The organism is Nitrospira marina, assembly GCF_059568365.1.
In genome coordinates this window covers 2,952,933-2,970,515 of record NZ_JCANTH010000001.1, presented here as the reverse complement: position 1 = coordinate 2,970,515, position 17,583 = coordinate 2,952,933, and the positions used below count along the sequence as shown (strand labels likewise).

At 50.0% G+C, this 17,583-nt stretch carries 11 protein-coding genes; 5 read left to right on the top strand and 6 right to left on the bottom strand.

The window, feature by feature from the left end; translation table 11 throughout:
- Positions 1 to 26 precede the first annotated feature (26 nt).
- The 3 genes from LX98_RS12490 to LX98_RS12480 form a co-directional block, all read right to left on the bottom strand.
- A complete protein-coding gene (locus LX98_RS12490; RefSeq protein ID WP_496429215.1) occupies positions 27 to 392 on the bottom strand; it encodes a hypothetical protein in 366 nt (121 codons plus the stop codon).
- Between the two features lie 344 nt (positions 393 to 736).
- Positions 737 to 1,297: a carboxypeptidase-like regulatory domain-containing protein gene (locus LX98_RS12485; protein WP_496429214.1), complete on the bottom strand. Its 561-nt coding sequence runs from the start codon at positions 1,295 to 1,297 to the stop codon at positions 737 to 739.
- Positions 1,298 to 1,535: 238 nt separating this feature from the next.
- The gene (locus tag LX98_RS12480; RefSeq protein ID WP_496429213.1) at positions 1,536 to 2,960 is read right to left on the bottom strand and encodes a DNA recombination protein RmuC; all 1,425 of its coding nucleotides are present in this window, start codon (positions 2,958 to 2,960) and stop codon (positions 1,536 to 1,538) included.
- A gap of 259 nt (positions 2,961 to 3,219) precedes the next feature.
- On the opposite strand from LX98_RS12480, the gene ftsH reads away from it, so the two are divergent.
- Both ftsH and LX98_RS12470 read left to right on the top strand, forming a co-directional pair.
- Positions 3,220 to 5,046, top strand: coding sequence for an ATP-dependent zinc metalloprotease FtsH (gene ftsH / locus LX98_RS12475; RefSeq protein WP_312640099.1), 1,827 nt, complete (start codon positions 3,220 to 3,222; stop codon positions 5,044 to 5,046).
- Between the two features lie 341 nt (positions 5,047 to 5,387).
- The gene (locus LX98_RS12470; RefSeq protein WP_496429212.1) at positions 5,388 to 6,767 is read left to right on the top strand and encodes a tryptophanase; all 1,380 of its coding nucleotides are present in this window, start codon (positions 5,388 to 5,390) and stop codon (positions 6,765 to 6,767) included.
- Between the two features lie 81 nt (positions 6,768 to 6,848).
- Here LX98_RS12470 and LX98_RS12465 read toward each other — a convergent pair whose 3' ends face one another.
- The 3 genes from LX98_RS12465 to LX98_RS12455 form a co-directional block, all read right to left on the bottom strand.
- Positions 6,849 to 7,076, bottom strand: coding sequence for a hypothetical protein (locus LX98_RS12465; RefSeq protein ID WP_496429211.1), 228 nt, complete (start codon positions 7,074 to 7,076; stop codon positions 6,849 to 6,851).
- A gap of 307 nt (positions 7,077 to 7,383) precedes the next feature.
- A complete protein-coding gene (locus LX98_RS12460) occupies positions 7,384 to 8,400 on the bottom strand; it encodes a M14 family metallopeptidase (RefSeq protein WP_496429210.1) in 1,017 nt (338 codons plus the stop codon).
- Positions 8,397 to 9,890, bottom strand: a complete 1,494-nt coding sequence (locus LX98_RS12455; RefSeq protein ID WP_496429209.1) for a glutamate-cysteine ligase family protein — start codon at positions 9,888 to 9,890, stop codon at positions 8,397 to 8,399. Before LX98_RS12455 ends, LX98_RS12460 begins: the two co-directional genes overlap by 4 nt.
- 228 nt (positions 9,891 to 10,118) lie before the next feature.
- Between LX98_RS12455 and LX98_RS12450 the strand changes: the two genes are divergently transcribed.
- The 3 genes from LX98_RS12450 (at position 10,119) to LX98_RS12440 (ending at position 16,784) form a co-directional block, all read left to right on the top strand.
- A complete protein-coding gene (locus tag LX98_RS12450) occupies positions 10,119 to 10,793 on the top strand; it encodes a hypothetical protein (protein ID WP_496429208.1) in 675 nt (224 codons plus the stop codon).
- A gap of 777 nt (positions 10,794 to 11,570) precedes the next feature.
- A complete protein-coding gene (locus tag LX98_RS12445; protein WP_496429207.1) occupies positions 11,571 to 14,837 on the top strand; it encodes a PKD domain-containing protein in 3,267 nt (1,088 codons plus the stop codon).
- Positions 14,838 to 15,230: 393 nt separating this feature from the next.
- Positions 15,231 to 16,784 carry a phospholipase C/P1 nuclease family protein gene (locus tag LX98_RS12440; protein ID WP_496429206.1) on the top strand — a complete coding sequence of 518 codons (1,554 nt, stop codon included), beginning with the start codon at positions 15,231 to 15,233 and terminating at the stop codon, positions 16,782 to 16,784.
- Positions 16,785 to 17,583: the final 799 nt, after the last annotated feature.

Genomic DNA, 17,583 nt, shown 5'->3' with positions numbered 1-17,583 from the left:
ACCCTGGAGTGTGAGATGCCTCAAACTTAGGCTATAGGAGTACAACTCATCCCAGATCCCCTGCCCTTATTTGATGATGCTAGGGGCCTAGAGAGGAGCGGACGGGTTTTCTTTTTCATCGCCTCGCGTTGGGGGTTGAGGCGATTTTCCAGAATGACGGGATCAATGACTTCCCCGCATTGCAGGCACCGTTTGGTCAGGATTTCCATTCCACCGGCATCATAATTCACATTCATGCACCAATGGGAGACCATAAATCCTCCACATCGTGTACAGGTGTCCGAATGCCTTGGATCCACCGTTTTAGTGCTTGGAGCGGAGTGAGCTTCTTCTCGCTTAATGGGACTTTTCCCGATTGTTGGGGTCTTTTTCTGTATTCCGAAATGTCCCATATGTATCTCCTTTTTACTGTTTATCGTAACATACGTATTAAAACGTCTTGTTGGTAGATATAGCTCTTTGATCTTAAGTCAAGATTAATCCAATATTAAAAAATCCTCATAATTGTATAATAAGAAACATCAATAACTTCCATAAATGGAAAAAAACATTTAATAATCATATAGATTTAATTTTAATATAGTTCTTATGACTAAGTTTTTAAATTTAAGTATAATTACAATAAATTAAAAAATTAATGAATAATGGGCACAGGGAGAGTTGCAGATTGAAAGCCTGATGGTTTGGGGGCAAAAAACCCGAAAATCAGGACAATTTCCGGAAGAGAAAAACCATCTTACCGCCAACGAAAGTGAACAGGAGTGGTCTTTTCTCCAGATAGTGTGATGCTTTTTTCAATAGTGGTCCCTCCTGAATCGGTTGCTTTGACAACATATTTGCCTGGAGAAAGGTTGAGGAATAACCAAGGACCTTGTACCTCTTCGCCTGGAATAGATACCAAAGTCGTCTGATCTGAGTTGATCACCTCAACCGCCACACCAGCTAAAAAAGAGCGGTCGCCTTTCACAAAGATCAACTTAAGGGAATAGGGTGGGTAGGACAGGCTCCGTTCCTCCTTACCTAATCCGGCGCTGAAATATTGAACAGAATTCTGCTCATGGAGAGGAAACCTGAGTTTATCCGGGATGCTTCCATCTTTCAGTGGAATTTCTAAAAACTTGGCGAGAGGTTTCGAGCCTTCACCTGCGGCGGCCCAGGATGAGGTTGAAAGGGCTGCCAAACTTAAGATCATCAATATACATGCACCCAATCCCAACGTCACAGACAACTCTTTGTTTCCTGCTTTTAAGCCTTTTCCCCAATCTGTTGTCGATCTGCTGGTAATTCCTGGTCCCACGGGCCACACCTCATCCTTTCCAAATAAAGGTTAATTCTTTAAACAAACCCTCAAATGACTATATATAATAACAATTTTTGGGTACTTAAAAATAGCGCTAATAGGAATTGATCAAACTTTGTCCCCAGGGAATACAGGCAGGCAGAAAGAACGGAGCAGCCCCGAATCAAGCACTATCCTTATGCAAGGGATTACGGATGTCATTCGAAAAAAGCGGGAGAGAAAATGTGCTTTCAATTTATGAAGATGCGGGTGGAAGGTCTTCGGGAGGTGGTTCCATTTCCCCAGGCGGTCTTGGCATGTGCTCGACGGATTTGAGGTCCCTGAGGTCTTTTTTTGCGCTGATTCCAAGTGTTTTGAATTTCCTGGCCGTGGGCCAGATCCGATTCTCCAATGAGGTGACCGTCGCATTATAGGATTCGACGGTCCGACCTAAAGCTTGTCCAATTCTTCCAAAATGTTCTGCCAAAGTGCCCAGTCGATCGGCGAGTTCTTGTCCGAGGATACTGATGCGTTGGGCCCCTTCCGCCACCTGTTCCTGCCGCCAGCCGTAGGCAATGGCCCGCAACAGGGCAATGAAGGTGGTGGGTGTGGCGATGACGACTTTTTTCGTTAAGGCCGACTCGACGAGGGAAGGGTCGCGTTCGGCGGCGGCAGCTAAGAACGAATCATTGGGGATAAATAAGACCACAAATTCAGGAGCGGCTGGAAATTGATCCCAATATTCTTTTGAAGCTAATTGGCTGATATGGCGTTTTACCTGGCCGAGATGTCGATTGAGGGCGGCTTCCCGATCTTCGTCCGTGTGCGTTTCCAGGCTATCTAAAAACGCACTGAGCGGCACTTTGGAATCGACCACCACATCTCTTCCTGCCGGGAGTTTGACGATCATATCGGGACGCAAGCGGCCGGTTTCGGTGGAGACACTTTCCTGTTCAAAAAAATCGCAGTTTTCTGACATGCCGGCCAATTCAGCCGTCCTTCTAAGCGCGATTTCTCCCCAGCGTCCTCGAACTTGTGGTGATCGTAAGGCATTCACCAATTTGGCTGTTTCGGCTTGGAGGGTGGTCTGGGCGGAAGCCAATTGGCGTAACTGTTCTCCCACGACACTGAGTTCACGAAGCCGCTTATCTTCTAAGGCTTGAGATTCTTTTTGATAGGTGCGTAGGGATTCAGTCAGCGGCTGCAACAAGGATTCAATGGAGGTCTGGCGTTGGTCGAAGGAAGCCGTCGCTTCATCCTTCAGGGCTTTAAACTTTTCCTCGGCCAGGGTCAGAAATCCCCTATTGTTTCCTGCCAGGGCTTCCGAGGCTAAAGATCGAAATGTATCCGATAAGGTCATTTTCGCATCCTCCAGCAAGGCTCGCTGTTCGGCTAAGTGTCGTTGTGTATTTTCAAGGTTTGTTTCGGCTGATACTTTGGCCACTTCCATCAAACGAAATTCTTGTTGAATCCGGTCACGTTCCTGCTGAAGGGTGGCGAGTTGGGACCGAAGTTCTCCAGTTTGGGCTTGGGCAGAAGCAAATTGGGTAGCGGTCTCTTGTAAGGCTTGGATCTTCCTTCCTCGATAGAGAATGGAACAGATGCCCCACGCGATTGTCCCTCCGACCAGCAAGCCGGCCACGAGAATCCATAATAGCTGAGGGTCGTAAGAGGCGATCATGCTTGAGAAGAGAGGACCTACACGGACGATAAAAGTTCCTTACATCATGTTGACTTGCAAGAGATCATGGGATTTTTTCAACTTCTGGCCCATGCTCGAACGAAGGAGAGGGCCAGGTCTGCCGTCAGGCAGGAATGATGAGTCAGGGAAGAATTTTGTTCCATTTCGATAGACGTATTTCTGATTCTTGGGTACAGTAAGATTATGTTAACGTCGTGCGATTCAGGATCAGGCAGGAACAGGGGTTAGGATAGCAAATATGGAAAAAAAATATCGTGTCTCTATTTGGTATTTCATTATTGCGTTCTGGGGACTCATTATTCTCCAGGAAATGTATTTTGCGGCCCAACATATGGATGAGGTGCCTTATAGTCAATTTAAAACCTGGGTTCAAGAAGATAAGGTGGCGGAGATCTCCATTACCGACAAAGTCATTCACGGAAAATTAAAATCTGAAAAAGGCGGGGAAAGCCCCCAGTGGTTTCAGACAGTGCGCGTAGATGACCCGGAATTAGTGAAACTGTTGGAAGAAAGGCATGTGGAATATGCCGGAGTGATCGTCAGTACGCTCTGGAAAGACGTGGCCTCCTGGGTTGTCCCTATTCTGGTCTTTGCCGGGATCTGGTTTTGGATTTTGCGGAAAATGGGGCAAGGGGCGGGGGGCGGTTTTATGCGAATTGGGAAATCCAAAGCGAAAGTCTATATTGAAAGCGATATCAAGACTCGTATGAGTGATGTGGCCGGAGTCGATGAAGCCAAAGTGGAACTCATGGAAGTCGTCGAGTTCTTAAAGACCCCGGAAAAATTCACCAGGATTGGAGGCCGGATTCCCAAGGGGGTGCTCTTAGTGGGTCCGCCGGGCACAGGAAAAACCATGTTGGCGAAAGCCATTGCGGGAGAAGCCGGCGTGCCATTTTTTTCCATCAGCGGTTCGGAATTTGTCGAAATGTTTGTGGGGGTGGGAGCGGCCAGGGTGCGAGATTTGTTTGAACAGGCCATGGCTAAAGCGCCCTGTATCATTTTCATTGATGAGTTGGATGCCTTGGGAAAAGCCCGGGGAACAGGGCCCATGATGCACGAAGAACGGGAGCAAACCCTGAATCAATTGCTGGTGGAAATGGATGGGTTTGATCCTCGTGTGGGGGTCATCATGCTGGCCGCAACCAATCGTCCTGAAATTCTGGATCAGGCCTTGCTCCGTGCAGGCCGTTTTGATCGGCAGGTGCTGGTTGATCGCCCCGATCGACCTGGAAGAGCCGCTATCCTTGCCATACATGCTAAGTCCATCAAACTGGCTCCTGACGTCGATTTAGACAAAATTGCCGCCATGACTCCGGGAATGGTAGGGGCTGACTTAGCCAATGTGGTGAATGAAGCTGCCCTATTGGCCATTCGAAGAAGTCGGGAGACGGCCGAACACCAGGATTTTGAGGAGGCCGTGGAACGGGTGATTGCCGGACTGGAAAAGAGAAACCGCGTCCTCAGTGTGGAAGAACGGAAGCGAGTGGCCCATCATGAGGTCGGTCACGCGTTAGTGGCGATGTCCTTGCCCGGGTGTGATCCTGTCCAAAAAATCTCGATCATTCCCCGTGGCATTGCCGCCTTGGGCTATACGCTACAGCTCCCTGTTGAAGACCGTTATTTACTCACCCGTTCCGAATTAGAAAATCGTATCGCCGTCTTATTAGGGGGGCGTATGGCGGAAGAGTTGGTCTTTGGAGAGGCCTCCACAGGAGCGGCTGATGATTTGCAGAAAGCCACCACCATCGCCAAACGGATGGTCAAAGATTATGGGATGAGCGATAAATTGGGAACGGTGGCGTTAGATGAATCCGTGCAGCCGACGTTTTTAAAAAATATGGAGTCGCATGCGACCCCGACCTATTCCGAGCACACCGCTCAGCAGGTCGATCAAGAGGTGCGTCGCCTCATTGAAGAGCAAGGGAATCGCGTCCGGGAATTGCTGACAAGGCTCCGGCCGGTGCTGTTGAACGGGGCTGAGGCCTTGTTGAAGGCCGAAGTCATGACCGGGGAAGAGTTAATGGCGCTTCTCCACGCAAAGGAAGAAGAACCTATTCCAGGCTAGTTCCAACCGCCAACATGAGATTTTCGGTACCGAATACCTCGATCCTGACATCTCCAATCAATTCCTGCCAGGTCTGACATTCAGACCCGGCTGGACAAACACCATTCCAACATCCCGCAGTGTCGGTCTCCTCGTCTTGTTCGGGAGCAGATCAGGCATACATCTCACCCAATTCCAGAAGAAAGCCGGTTAGCCTCAGGGTTTCATGAAATAGAGAGGGAATCGTCGAGTCATGAATCCTTCGATGTTTTTCCAGAAGATGATATGATTTTGGTGACCGGGAGTCATGGTCTTTTCCCGGATCGTGAAATAGAGCGACCAGCATAACCGGAGGACCGAATATGTTTAATACGATCATCGAACCCTTTCGTATCAAAATGGTCGAACATATCCGGATGACGACAGAAATCCAACGCCGGGAATTAATTGCCAATGTCGGGTATAACGTATTTCGGCTGCACTCCGATGATGTCCTGATCGATCTCCTGACCGATAGTGGCACCGGGGCCATGAGTGCCAAACAGTGGGCGGCCATAATGCGGGGGGATGAAAGTTATGCAGGAAGTCCATCCTTTTACCGGTTTGAAGCTGCGGTGCAGGAACTCATGGGATTCCCGCTTGTCATACCAACCCATCAGGGAAGGGCGGCTGAACGCATCTTGTTTTCCACCATCTGCAAGGCCGGTGATGTGATTCCCAATAATACGCACTTCGATACGACCAGGGCCAACGTGGAATTTACCGGAGCCAAAGCGGTGGACTTGCCTTGTCCCGAGCTAGCGGACCTCTCCAGTGAGTTTCCCTTCAAAGGCAATATGGATGTCGAAAGTCTTCGCGCAGTTTTCCAAAAAGAAGGGCGCGACCGTATTCCGTTGGTGATGGTCACCGTCACCAATAATTCCGGTGGAGGCCAACCGGTCTCGATGGCCAACATCAGAGAAGTGGCCGAGGTCTGCCGCGCCTTTGACCGCCCGTTGTACCTGGATGCCTGCCGGATTGCAGAAAATGCCTATTTCATTAAACTGCGGGAACCGGGATATGCGGGCAAAATGGTCCGCGACATTGTTCGTGAAATGTGCGATTTGGCCGATGGCTGTACCATGTCCGCAAAAAAGGATGCCATTGTGAACATTGGAGGATTTCTCGCCACACGCAACGCCGAGTTGGCCCAACAAGAGCAAAACCTGTTGATCTTAACCGAGGGGTTCCCCACCTATGGGGGCTTGGCCGGTCGGGATTTGGAAGCGATGGCGGTAGGATTACATGAAGGCGTGGAGGAAGATTACCTCCAGTATCGCATTACCTCCACGGGGTATCTGGGGAACCATTTGCATGAAGCCGGTGTGCCGACCCTCCGGCCCCCCGGTGGACATGCCATCTACCTGGATGCGGCCCGCTTCGCACCGCATCTCCAACCGCTCGATCTACCGGGTATTTCGCTCTGTGTGGAGTTATACGTATTGGGAGGCATTCGGGCGGTGGAAATCGGCACCGCGATGTTTGGCAAGCGCAATGTCGAAACCGGGAAAGAAGAGCCGGGCCCTCGTGAACTTGTTCGGTTGGCCATTCCCAGGCGGGTCTACACCCAAAGTCATGTGGATTATATTATCGAAGTGGTGGAAGAAGCGTTCCGGCGGCGTGAGGGCTTGAAGGCGTTTCGATTTCTGGAACAAGCGCCCTTTCTCCGACATTTCACCGCTCGATATGCGATGGTGGAATAATTTATAAAAAGATTTGCGAGGGCATTCAAGGAAGCCCAAGAGGTTGAGAATCATAAAATGGAAGATGTTGTTTTGAAAACTCTAGGGACCCTCCATGTCCTGATAGAGAGCTTCCCGATCCGCAATATCGACCAGATAGCCGCCGCTTTTAAAAGTGGGCAGCGGAGAAAGTGGTTTTGGGACCTTCTGATTTTGAAATAGCAATCGAAGGGCTGTCTCGACTAATTCTGACATCGTCCATCTTTGTGTTGCCGCTTCTCGTTTGAGTTGGGCTAAAAGCTGATTATTTATAATCAAAGTCGTCTTCATATGGGAAATCTGTCATAGGTATGGTTATGAATAAATCGGTCTTTTAACAATGGACTTGTAAAATCCTGAAGTAAAAAGAAAGGGTCAGGAGAAGAAAGTTGGTGACGGCCACGCGCGTGTATCACCGGTTGTTCCCCACTTATATGAACCCCAGACTTTGTTTGGGGCAGTCTACTTTTTCTGGAAAAGGGGTAGTGAGTCATTTCTGAAGGGCTCAATCTGGACTGTCTCCAAACGAGGTGAATGCCAAATTTTCATCAGCCGGGTGCATCGTTCGACGAATAGCCCAAGCCGAGAATTAGGATATTCACGAATCGGGGAGGATGTAAAAGAGACAATCGCTTTGGGCGATTTCTTGGTTTGTCGTGACCATCATGAGCCGACTGGGATGAGCTAACCGAAGTTCCCCGTTGTGCACGGAAAAGATAGCGGAGCTGACATTTTGTCCCATCGCATTCTTGGCCCACAGGACATCCAAGCCCCGCTTCCCCACCCACCCCAGCGTTTCTTCCCGGGACCACAGTCCAAAATTCAATCGATCCACATCTGAAGGAAGGGTGAGATCCACTTCGGAAACCGGTCCACCGTTATAGGCCACGGAGGCCCCATCCTGCAGTTCCACTCGAATGGGATGATGGAGCACGGTCACCGGTGACGAGATATCTGAAAAATTCTTGGCCATGGCATACCGTGCAAATCCGCGGAAGGCCAGCTCATCGGCCTGTGGATCTTGTGCCCATCCTGCTTCAATGGTGACGGTCGGCCAGTCGTATTCCGTCGCTTCCATTAATGTGCCTAACCGCAAATCGGTCACAATGAGATGATCACAAAAGACTCCCGTCAATATTTCATGGGTTTCCCGGTTCAGGGTGGTCACACCATATGCCGGACTTCGGCCCGAGGTGTTATGAAAGTCAATCAAGGCTTCAGGTTGGGTCTGATGCAGTTCTTGGAGCATAGCTTGGGCAATGGCCCCTTCCGGCCCCTCAAACGGAGATCGAAAACACCGATTGAGATCTGTGCCTTCTGGTGCGTATCGATGAGAAAACATTGGTCTGGTCAAGGCCGCTCCGATGGACCCGATAAAACAGAGCACATTGACTTGGGGTTGTCGTCCTTCCTGTATCCATCGATGAAGGGCGCGCACCCCTGAGGGTTCATTACCGTGCAATAAGGTACACATGGCCCGCGTGCGCGAGGTGTCCAAGCCGGGAAGCCAAAGAAAGGTAGGCTCACCAAGCTTCATCAGGAAATCCTCAACCGTTGGCCCCACGTCTTGTGGTGTGGGTGCTTCCCACCTGGGTATAGGTCGTGCGAGGTTCATTCGAGGTTCAGACTCCATTGTGAGACGGGCGCGCCCGTATGTGAGGCTCGCAGATAATCTTCGAGCATGTGCGTTAGAGCCGTAGGGCGGTCATGCCCCCGGCTCTCATACTGTTCTAAGCGATGGACCTGCCAACGCGCGCCATTCATCCGGGTCTCCAAGCGACCCCGGATCACATTCAGCATGGTTTGGATTTCTTCCTTCTCCACCCCGGATTCCTCCAAGCCTTTCTCGGCTATCGGCAACAATTCCCCGGCCAGGTCACACACGGAAATTTCGCGCAACCCATGCCCTGGTTGACCCGGCCATACTAACATGGCATCCATCCCATATTCGGCCGACCGATAGAAATTCCGGTGCGCATATTCAAACGGAAACTGGTGGAGGAGCTGGTCGATCTGCTGTCGCATGCCTAACGTCAGCCCTATCACAAACGCCGCATTGGCCGCCATATCAATCGGCGTAGGTCCTGAGGGTAGAGATCGAAATTCGACGCGGAAATGTCCACCGGCATTGGCATCATAGATCGCCCGATTCCACCGCCAGACGGTTCCCTGGTGCAGGCGTAATTCTTCGAGCTGCGGCAGTTGCCCTCGACTGAGGCATTCCATGGGATCTTCCGAACTCATGACCGGCAACAAGGGGGAATGAAGCGCCACGGCTTCGGCAAATAACTCATATGCTCCTCGACGGACCCACCCATGGCCAAACGACACTCTGGCCGGTTGATGCCAATCACTTTCCTGGGCTTTTCGACTGTCGATCGCTTGCTTGAACAAGGCCACCCGCGTTTCTTCCCACAGACGATGCTGCAAAAAAATTGGACTATTCGCGCCGAGAGCCAAGGCAACAGGCGTAACCAGTTGTGCTGCGTTAAAAACGTGAGCAAAATCCTGAGGGTTCACCCGGAGATGAATTTGAAAAGAGGTCGTGGCTCCTTCCAGTGTGACATCCGGACAGGTCACCGTTAGGGGCTCCGGTCCATTAATGTGTATCGCAAATGGCCCTTCGCGCAACCGTCGAAGGCCAGACGAGAGCGCACGATAGCGTGGGAGATCCGACAGCACCGGCGAATCCAGTTCTTCGGCGCTGAGGGTCGGCAGGATGCCAATCGGCGCAATGCGCCCTCCCCATCTTTGCGCACAATATTCCAATGATTGGATGGCGTTCGCTAACTGCGCCCGGACATGGGAAAAGGGATGGCCCGCCAAGCCGATGGGAGACAAATTATATTCCAGATTAAACCGGTCTAACTCGAGTTGGAGGTGGCCATCATGCGCGCAATTCAAAAGGGTTCGGTTTATGGGATAGGCCCGGCCTTCGCTATTGATAATCGAGAGTTCGAGTTCCGCCCCGATGGAAAGAGGACCGACACCAAATCCCGGCTGCTCCACCACATGCCTAAGAGCTTTCAAGCTTTGAATCAGCCGTTGCCCGAACCGGGTAAAATCCTCTTCGTCAAACTGGTCGCGATCAATACATAAACCCATAGGAGTGTTTCATACCTGATTTCCCGGTCAAGGTAAAGAATCCCGCCTGGACGAACACGTGTTTCGGCTCACTTAAGGGTGGCGGGCTTTCATGAAAGTTATATTCATGAAAGCAATGAATACTTCCGAAATAGAGGCGAATAGGATTGTGTGAAGTCGCTCAGTGAGGCCTGCCAGTCCTCTGTCGTGAAAACAGGGCCGGCAGAACAATGAAAAGGAGGACGGAAAATGAAGTCCGTATTAAGGTTGAGGAAATCGGCTGGTGCCCTTTTCGTCCTCATGTGTGGGATCGGCATTGCCTATGGGATGGATCACAGCAGGACGCCTCTAGTGAAAATACGGGCATCCCCGGAGCGGGATGTCGCACCCAGCACTGTGAGCTTGAGAGTGTCTACGGATTCGATCCCTGAAGTGGAACTGATAGCCTGGGATTATGAGGGCGATGGAAGATTTGACGCAGAGGGGCCTCACCTCCATTCTCGGACCGTCACGTTCTCACATGCCGGCCACTTTTCTCCTCGGGTGATTGTCACCAATAAACAGGGTCAAACCTTTGAAGCGACGACCGACGTGGTATTAGAGAATCCGGAAGATCTCCAGGCTGCCCTCAATGCCCGATGGCAAGGCATGCTGGGGGCCTTGGCGAAGCAGGATATTGATGGGGCTGTCGCGTTTGTGGCGACCAGAAGGCGTGATGCCATGCGACATGATTGGACCGTGCTGACCGATCATCTAGGAGAGATCGCAAATCTCTTTTCCGTTCCCCTTCAACTGACAGATGGGCAAGGATTTCGGGTGGTGGCCAAATCAATCGACCCATTGCCCATGGGGAAAATCCAATTTCCCTTGGAGGTAGAGTTTGTGTGGGAAGCGGATCAGCAATGGTATATCAAAAATTTTTAGAATTTGAAAAACCAATCCTATCCAGCACCAGTCAACCCTTCCATTATTGAGGGTTTCCGTTGGAGAGCATTTGTCATTAATGCAGCTGTGCTTCCCAATCCATTCTTTGCAACGGGTCCAATCTGTGTTTTCTGGTCGTAACGGTGATTTCCATCCAATCACTTTATGATTTCCATTGTGCTGTGGGATTTACAGCGAATGTTTGAGAGATAACCATTCAAGCTATCTGCTTCTGATCTTTCCAAAAAATTCCAAAACACTAGCATGTCTCTGTCGGGAAGGTGAGAGTCATTCCGATTAGAGTCGACAGAATGGAACCGCTAATTCAACGGGATGGGTTTTGCCGCATATGCAGTCGGAAAAAATGGCTTATTCCTGAGCTCAAACTTTCCTTCTTAAGCCTAACTGCGTTCGACCTTTTTCCATTATTGCTTCCCCTACAACGGGGTATAGGCCCTTTTCCGGTTTCCTCTCATACTGCCCGAGCTTTCACTCCCAAAAAAATCTCTTTTGATTAATCATGGGTCTTTAGCAAAGAGGGGAATACCTTCGATGACATGGAGTTGGACAGAAAATTTTCGGATACATACTAGTTCCATATGGATTGTTGTCGCGTTCCTAATTTTTCTGAGTCTGCCTGAAAAGGCAAAGGCGGCAAATGATTTTGTGGTGCTAGGGAATGAGGGAGTTTGGGTACGGCAGGGAAGTACAATTCTCAGCGGAGATGTTGGGGCAAATCAGGCGAGTATAGGTCCCTATTTGAACGGTGAGCAAGAAATGACCATCGGTCATGACGTGGTGGTCCAAAACAGTAATAGCCAGATAATTGGGGATACCATCAAATTGAAAAGTGGATCTCAGATACAGAATATTATGGTCAATACGCTCTTAGGACCGGGGCAGATTCTAGGGGCCATGACCACACCAGTCAGGCTTCCACTTGTTTCCGAGATGCCGCCTGTCCCACCGGTTCATCCTGGATCTCAGGACATTGATATTCCGGCGGGAGGAAACCTTACACTCCAGGCTGGACGCTATGGCCGGCTCAAAGCCCGGCCTGGTGCTATTGTCACCCTTTCAGGGGGCCTTTACCACTTCCAGGAATGGGATATTCGTGAAGATGCCCAGGTTCTGGCGACTAAGGCCGTCGAGATTCGCGTGAAGGGCCAGATCGATACTCGCAGACATACGGTCGTAGGACCAGCTCCGGATGCAGCAACTCTGACTGCGGCTGATATTCTTATCATTGGGATCGGGATAAATGGAACAACAGGGGCTATCGATGGCACCCCGGAAGCTGTGAAGTTTGGGGAAGGCAGCAAGGTGCGTGCGAAGGTCTATGCTCCGAACGGCCTTTTGCGGTTCAGGGCCGAAAGCAGGGCTACCGGTGCGTTTGTGGGTAAATGGGTTCGCATGGGAAATCACTCCACCATCGCGTTGGAAGGAGGTTTCGGGTTGGGACAGGGAGGAAATAATCTACCCCTGGCTCAGGCAGGACCTGACCAGACTGTTCACGTTGGCATGAATGTGCAGCTTGATGGGGCTGATTCAACCGATGTGGACGGGAATCTTTTGACGTATAGGTGGACAATACTTTCACAACCCGCAGGGAGTAACGCTTCGCTTACTGATATTACGGGCATCATGCCTACTCTGATGATTGATATTCCAGGAGTCTACACCCTTCAACTCATTGTGAATGATGGAACAGTTGATAGTGATCCCGATACGGTGACGATAACAACCATCAATTCCCCACCTGTGGCCGGAGCCGGACAGGATCAAACCGTGTTTGTCACACAATCGGTCCTCTTAAATGGAAGGGATTCCCATGATGTAGATGGGGACGCGCTGAGTTTTCATTGGTCCTTTGTGAGCATTCCTGGTGGAAGCGGGGCTACCCTATCCAATCCAACTTCGTCTACGCCCGATTTCCTTGTTGATCTGGCAGGGACCTATCAGGTGCAACTGATTGTGAACGATGGGCAAGAAGACAGCCCACCGGACATAGTCCTGATCAATACCCAAAATTCCAAGCCGGTGGCTCATGTGGGGCAGGATCAGACGGTTCCGGTAGGAAGTATCGTCACCTTAACTGGAACCGGCTCACATGATGTGGATCGCGATTCGTTGATCTTTCAATGGGCACTTATTGCCAAACCGACAGGGAGCACTGCAACACTTTCAAACTCAACTTCTATTCAACCGACATTTGGTGCAGATCTGGTTGGATTATATGTGGCTCAGCTAATCGTCAACGATGGGATGGAAAATAGTGACCCCGTTACTGTGACCATTACGGCAGGTAACGGGCCGCCCGTGGCCAATGCGGGACAAGATCAACACGTCCCAGTCTTTTCGTTAGTCACTTTAAATGGAAGCGGTTCCCATGATGCTGATGGCGATGCCTTAAGCTTCCAATGGTCCTTGGAGAGTCGGCCTCAAGGGAGTACCGCGACTCTTTTAAATCCTACCTTCGCACAGCCCACAATTATTCCGGATATTCCTGGAATCTATGTGGTAACAGTCGTGGTTTCAGATGGAAAGGCTTCGAGCGATCCCGATACAGTGGCCATCGTTGTCCCTGCCCCCACAACTTCGGGATTACCGGCCTTGTTGATTACCAGCCCTTCTGAAGGAAGTGTGGTGGGGGTGAGTCCTATTACGGTCACTGGATTCGTTAATGATCCCAATGCTTCCGTCACGGTCAATGGAAGTTCCGCAACGGTCACGGGTGGAGTGTTTCTTGCCGATGGCGTTGTCTTACAGGAAGGCGGCAATACTCTGATTGTCAGGGGGGTGGATGGAGTAGGGCATACCAATAGTGTGAATCTTAATGTCACCCTTTCCGCTACACCGACAAATCTCACACCCATCTGGGGCCCAGTGGCATGGGTCAAGCACGCCACGGCAGAAGAAACTTTCAGCGCAAAATTTTCGAATTGCGAACCGGCGGCCCACTATCAGTTAGTCATGATCAATGGTACCTCGGGAGGGGCAAATCGGGTGACTCAGGCGACTGTCTTCCTGAATGGGATTGAAGTGATCAGTGCTCAAAATTTCACAGCAGCCCACAGTCAAATTGTCCAGCCCATCGTGGTGCATGCCCGGAATAATTTTGAGGTGCGAGTAATGGGTCCGCTCGGCGCACAAGTGCAGGCCTATATCGCCTGTACTGCTAATTGTTTGGCTGTGACCATTGACGCTCCGCTGGCCAATGCTACGATTAATCGATCAACCATGTTGGTAAAAGGGACGGTTATGACCAGTGGTTCAAGCCCGGTAGGGGTGGTCGTCAATGAACAAGGGGCCAAAGTCTTCGGTTCGACCTACGCGGTCGATCAAGTGCCTGTCCGTGAGGCCACGGGAACTCTCGGACCTACCACTGTCGTCGTGGCAGCTACTAATGCTTGCGGCCAGCGGGCCTCTTCCACCATGCAAGTGCATACTACCGACGTGTTGACCAACCAGTTGCAGTTAAGAGTATCGCCGGATCGAAATGTGGCTCCCAGCCAGGTCACTCTCCGGGCTTCTATTGATATCGACCAACCGGTGGCGAACATTCAATGGGATTTTCAGGGTGATGGAATCATCGACGCCCAGGGAACGGACCTCTTGGAGCAAACCGTCACTTTCACCCAGTCAGGGTTGTATCTGCCCAAAGTAAGTGTGACGGATGCTATGGGAATCAGATTTGACGCCACGGCAGTAGTCCAGGTGTTGGAGCCTGTGGCATTTCAAATTATGCTCAATGCCGAATGGTCAGGCATGATGGAGATGCTAGCTCAGGGTGACATAGAGGAGGCGTTGTCTTTTGTCGTGCTGAGTAAACGAGGAGTTATGCGGCATGATTGGACCGTACTCAAGGATCATTTGGATGAGCTGGCAGCTATCTTTGCTGTGCCACTGCATCTCACAGATGGACAAGGAACGCGGGTTGTGGCCAAGGCTTCGGCACCGTTGGCATTCGGCCCCATCCAATTTCCTCTTGAAGTGGAGTTCATTCTGGATACCGACGGGCAGTGGCGAATCCGTAATTTTTAAAGAGTAAAAATTAAAAGACTCCAATGGAGGCCATGTGAAGTATCCTTTTTTAATAAAGAACAGGTATAGGGTATTTGGTGCAGTTGGGTGTTCTGGCTTGTATTTTTTGTTTGTGGGTGCATGGTGGGTGCTGAGTGGAGGTCGAGGAGAAAGGTTTGGTTTTATGGTATCGGTTTTAAATTTTCCTGCGGTCGTAGTTTTTTTGGCTACTCCGTTAGAGAGATGGATTGGTAATCCTGCGTGGGTTTTTCACATAATCATTTTCATTATAGGTCCCTTGCAATATGGTCTAATAGGGTGGTTGCTTGGTCCGTTTGTAGAACGATTCGATCTTGAAGGTCAAAAGCTTCGCAAAACGAGCAGCCCAAACAAAACAAATGAGGATAATCTAAGATGAATCAGATTAAATTGTTAGGAAATTGGTCTCGAAATCAAAATTTGAATTCAATTCGATTTCCCTTTTACAAATTCTTTCTTTATGTCGAGGAAGCGCTTCCAAGGTTTTTCAAAATTTCACTTTTGTGGGCCATTGGGTTGATAGTTAGTCTGGTATTTTTTACAGGTCAAGCCAAAGCATGGGAAATAAGCACTCATCGGGAACTCACAGAGAAAGCCATTGAGATTGTTGCGTCAGATCTGAATACATTCCTGGTCAATAATCTCGGATTAGAGGGAGGGTTGAATGCATCAGTTGACGGCAAGACGGCCAAAAATTGGATGATTGAAGGTAGTGAATTCGAAGACGATTGGCCTCGTTTTTTTCGACATTTCCATGAACCCATTTCTAATTCCGGGTTGGGGAGAGTATTTGATTCTACAATCAATTGGGGTCTTAGCTCGGTGGGAGATCAGGAATGGTCTTGGAACGATGCCCGCGAGTATTACTTTAAAGCCTTAACTTCTCCTACCAAAACCGAGCGAGATGAAAATTGGGCTAAAACCTTCCGGACCTTAGGCCAAGTTATGCATTTACTTCAGGATTCCGCGAACCCCGCCCATGTTCGGGATGATCCTCATGTTCTGCGAGATGGGTTGCATGACTTTATGGATAGACATAGTGTGGCTTCATATTCCAGTGCTGGGATAATCAGTCCCGATTCATCAATGCTAGAGGTTGCGGGAGCCGTACGAAATGAACCGTTTAGCAATCTCTTTGACCGGAATATGTATTACGGATCAAACCCAGAGGTTACTCTCGGAGCCAATGTCGGGATCACCGAATATGCCAGTGCTAATTTCTTTAGCGATGATCGGATTGCTGGACAAAATAGTCCCGTTCCTCCTAATCCCAATGTGGCGGAATTGGTTCCTGCCCCTGCCCCTTCTCCCTATCTTACACTTGCACGCCTAGGAAGTGCGGCTTTTCCTGGGGCGCGGGTAGCTAGATACACAGGGAACGAGACCTTGACGCAATTTCTCAACTTGGAATTCCATCTTTTAGGGAAACTGCGACTGGATGATGTAGTTTACGACGCCTATGCCAGGCATCTTATCCCCCGCGCGGTGGGCTATTCAGCCGCTGTTCTTACTTACTTTTTCCGGGGCAAAATTCCTCTCCATAAAGATAAAGATGCCTATGAGTATTTTATTGCTCGTCATTATGTTGGCGGGCCCTTGGATGAGGAAGGATATTTAGATATAAATTTTGACATTCCTCGAGATGTGGCCTTTGAAGGAAGCACTTACTTATATTTAGACTTGCCGGGTGGACAACGAATTTTGGTAGCCGAATCCTTTTGGGATGAGTACTACCGTCCCTTTATGTTCACATATCCAGATGGAGCCATCAACTTTTCCCTTCCTGCCTCCATTCCTCGGGCCCAGCTGGAACAGTCGTTTAGGTGGACGATTGTTTGGGAGGGAAAAGGGGGAACAGGAGAGCAGGAACCCCGAATCATAATTGGACAAACCGGCATGGCTACATGGAAAGAAATATGTGTGTGTTAAAGGGGAGCTGCCCAATCCCAACCACAGCGGACGTTCCTATCCGAAAATAAAGGGAGTCGGCGGGTTATAGAGGCCCTCCTCATGATGCTGATGGATGGGAGGCTCCACCAACCGATAAGGGGAGGCCTTTCGGGGATGGCGTGCAGTCGCAAACTCCAATCAGTGCAAGCGGCCTTGACTAAAGTTGTCGTCGTGAGCGTTGCCAGAAAAGGCGAACTCGAACTCGAACTCCATCAGATGAGAGTTAAGAGGACGAAGTGCAGTGAACCGCGTCTCGGAAGGCCTTCAACGGCGTCGAAGTCGGGATCTTGGCCCTATCTCGCGAAACTGGTGAAGGAGGTATCTTTCTACCGGTAAGGGTAAAGTTTGTTTGGGAAGCAGAGCATCAATGGTATATCAAAAATTTTTAGAACCCGGAGATTTTTCCATACCTAATCCTGACTGACAATGAATTCCCGAGATTCTGTATTCGAAAACCTCGACCCTTCTAGGTAATTTAAAAACCCAAGGCTATCCAGCGCCCGTCAAAACTTCCATTCTCTCCTTCTCACCCCATTCCGCCACGACCACAGCACAGACAAAGGTGAAAAGGGCATCGCTCACGAATCAAGCTCTCGGCGATCTCGTTAGAGGGCGACTGGACATTGATGATCATGTACCGAAACCTGGCAGGGAATAGGCAAGAAACTTCTAAGTTTTGATCTGTACGTTCGTGATCGCGTGTTGAATCTATAACATTCCATCAGTGGTGATTAATTCTTCATAGCCCCCGTCCGTCATTAGTACCCACGATACAGTC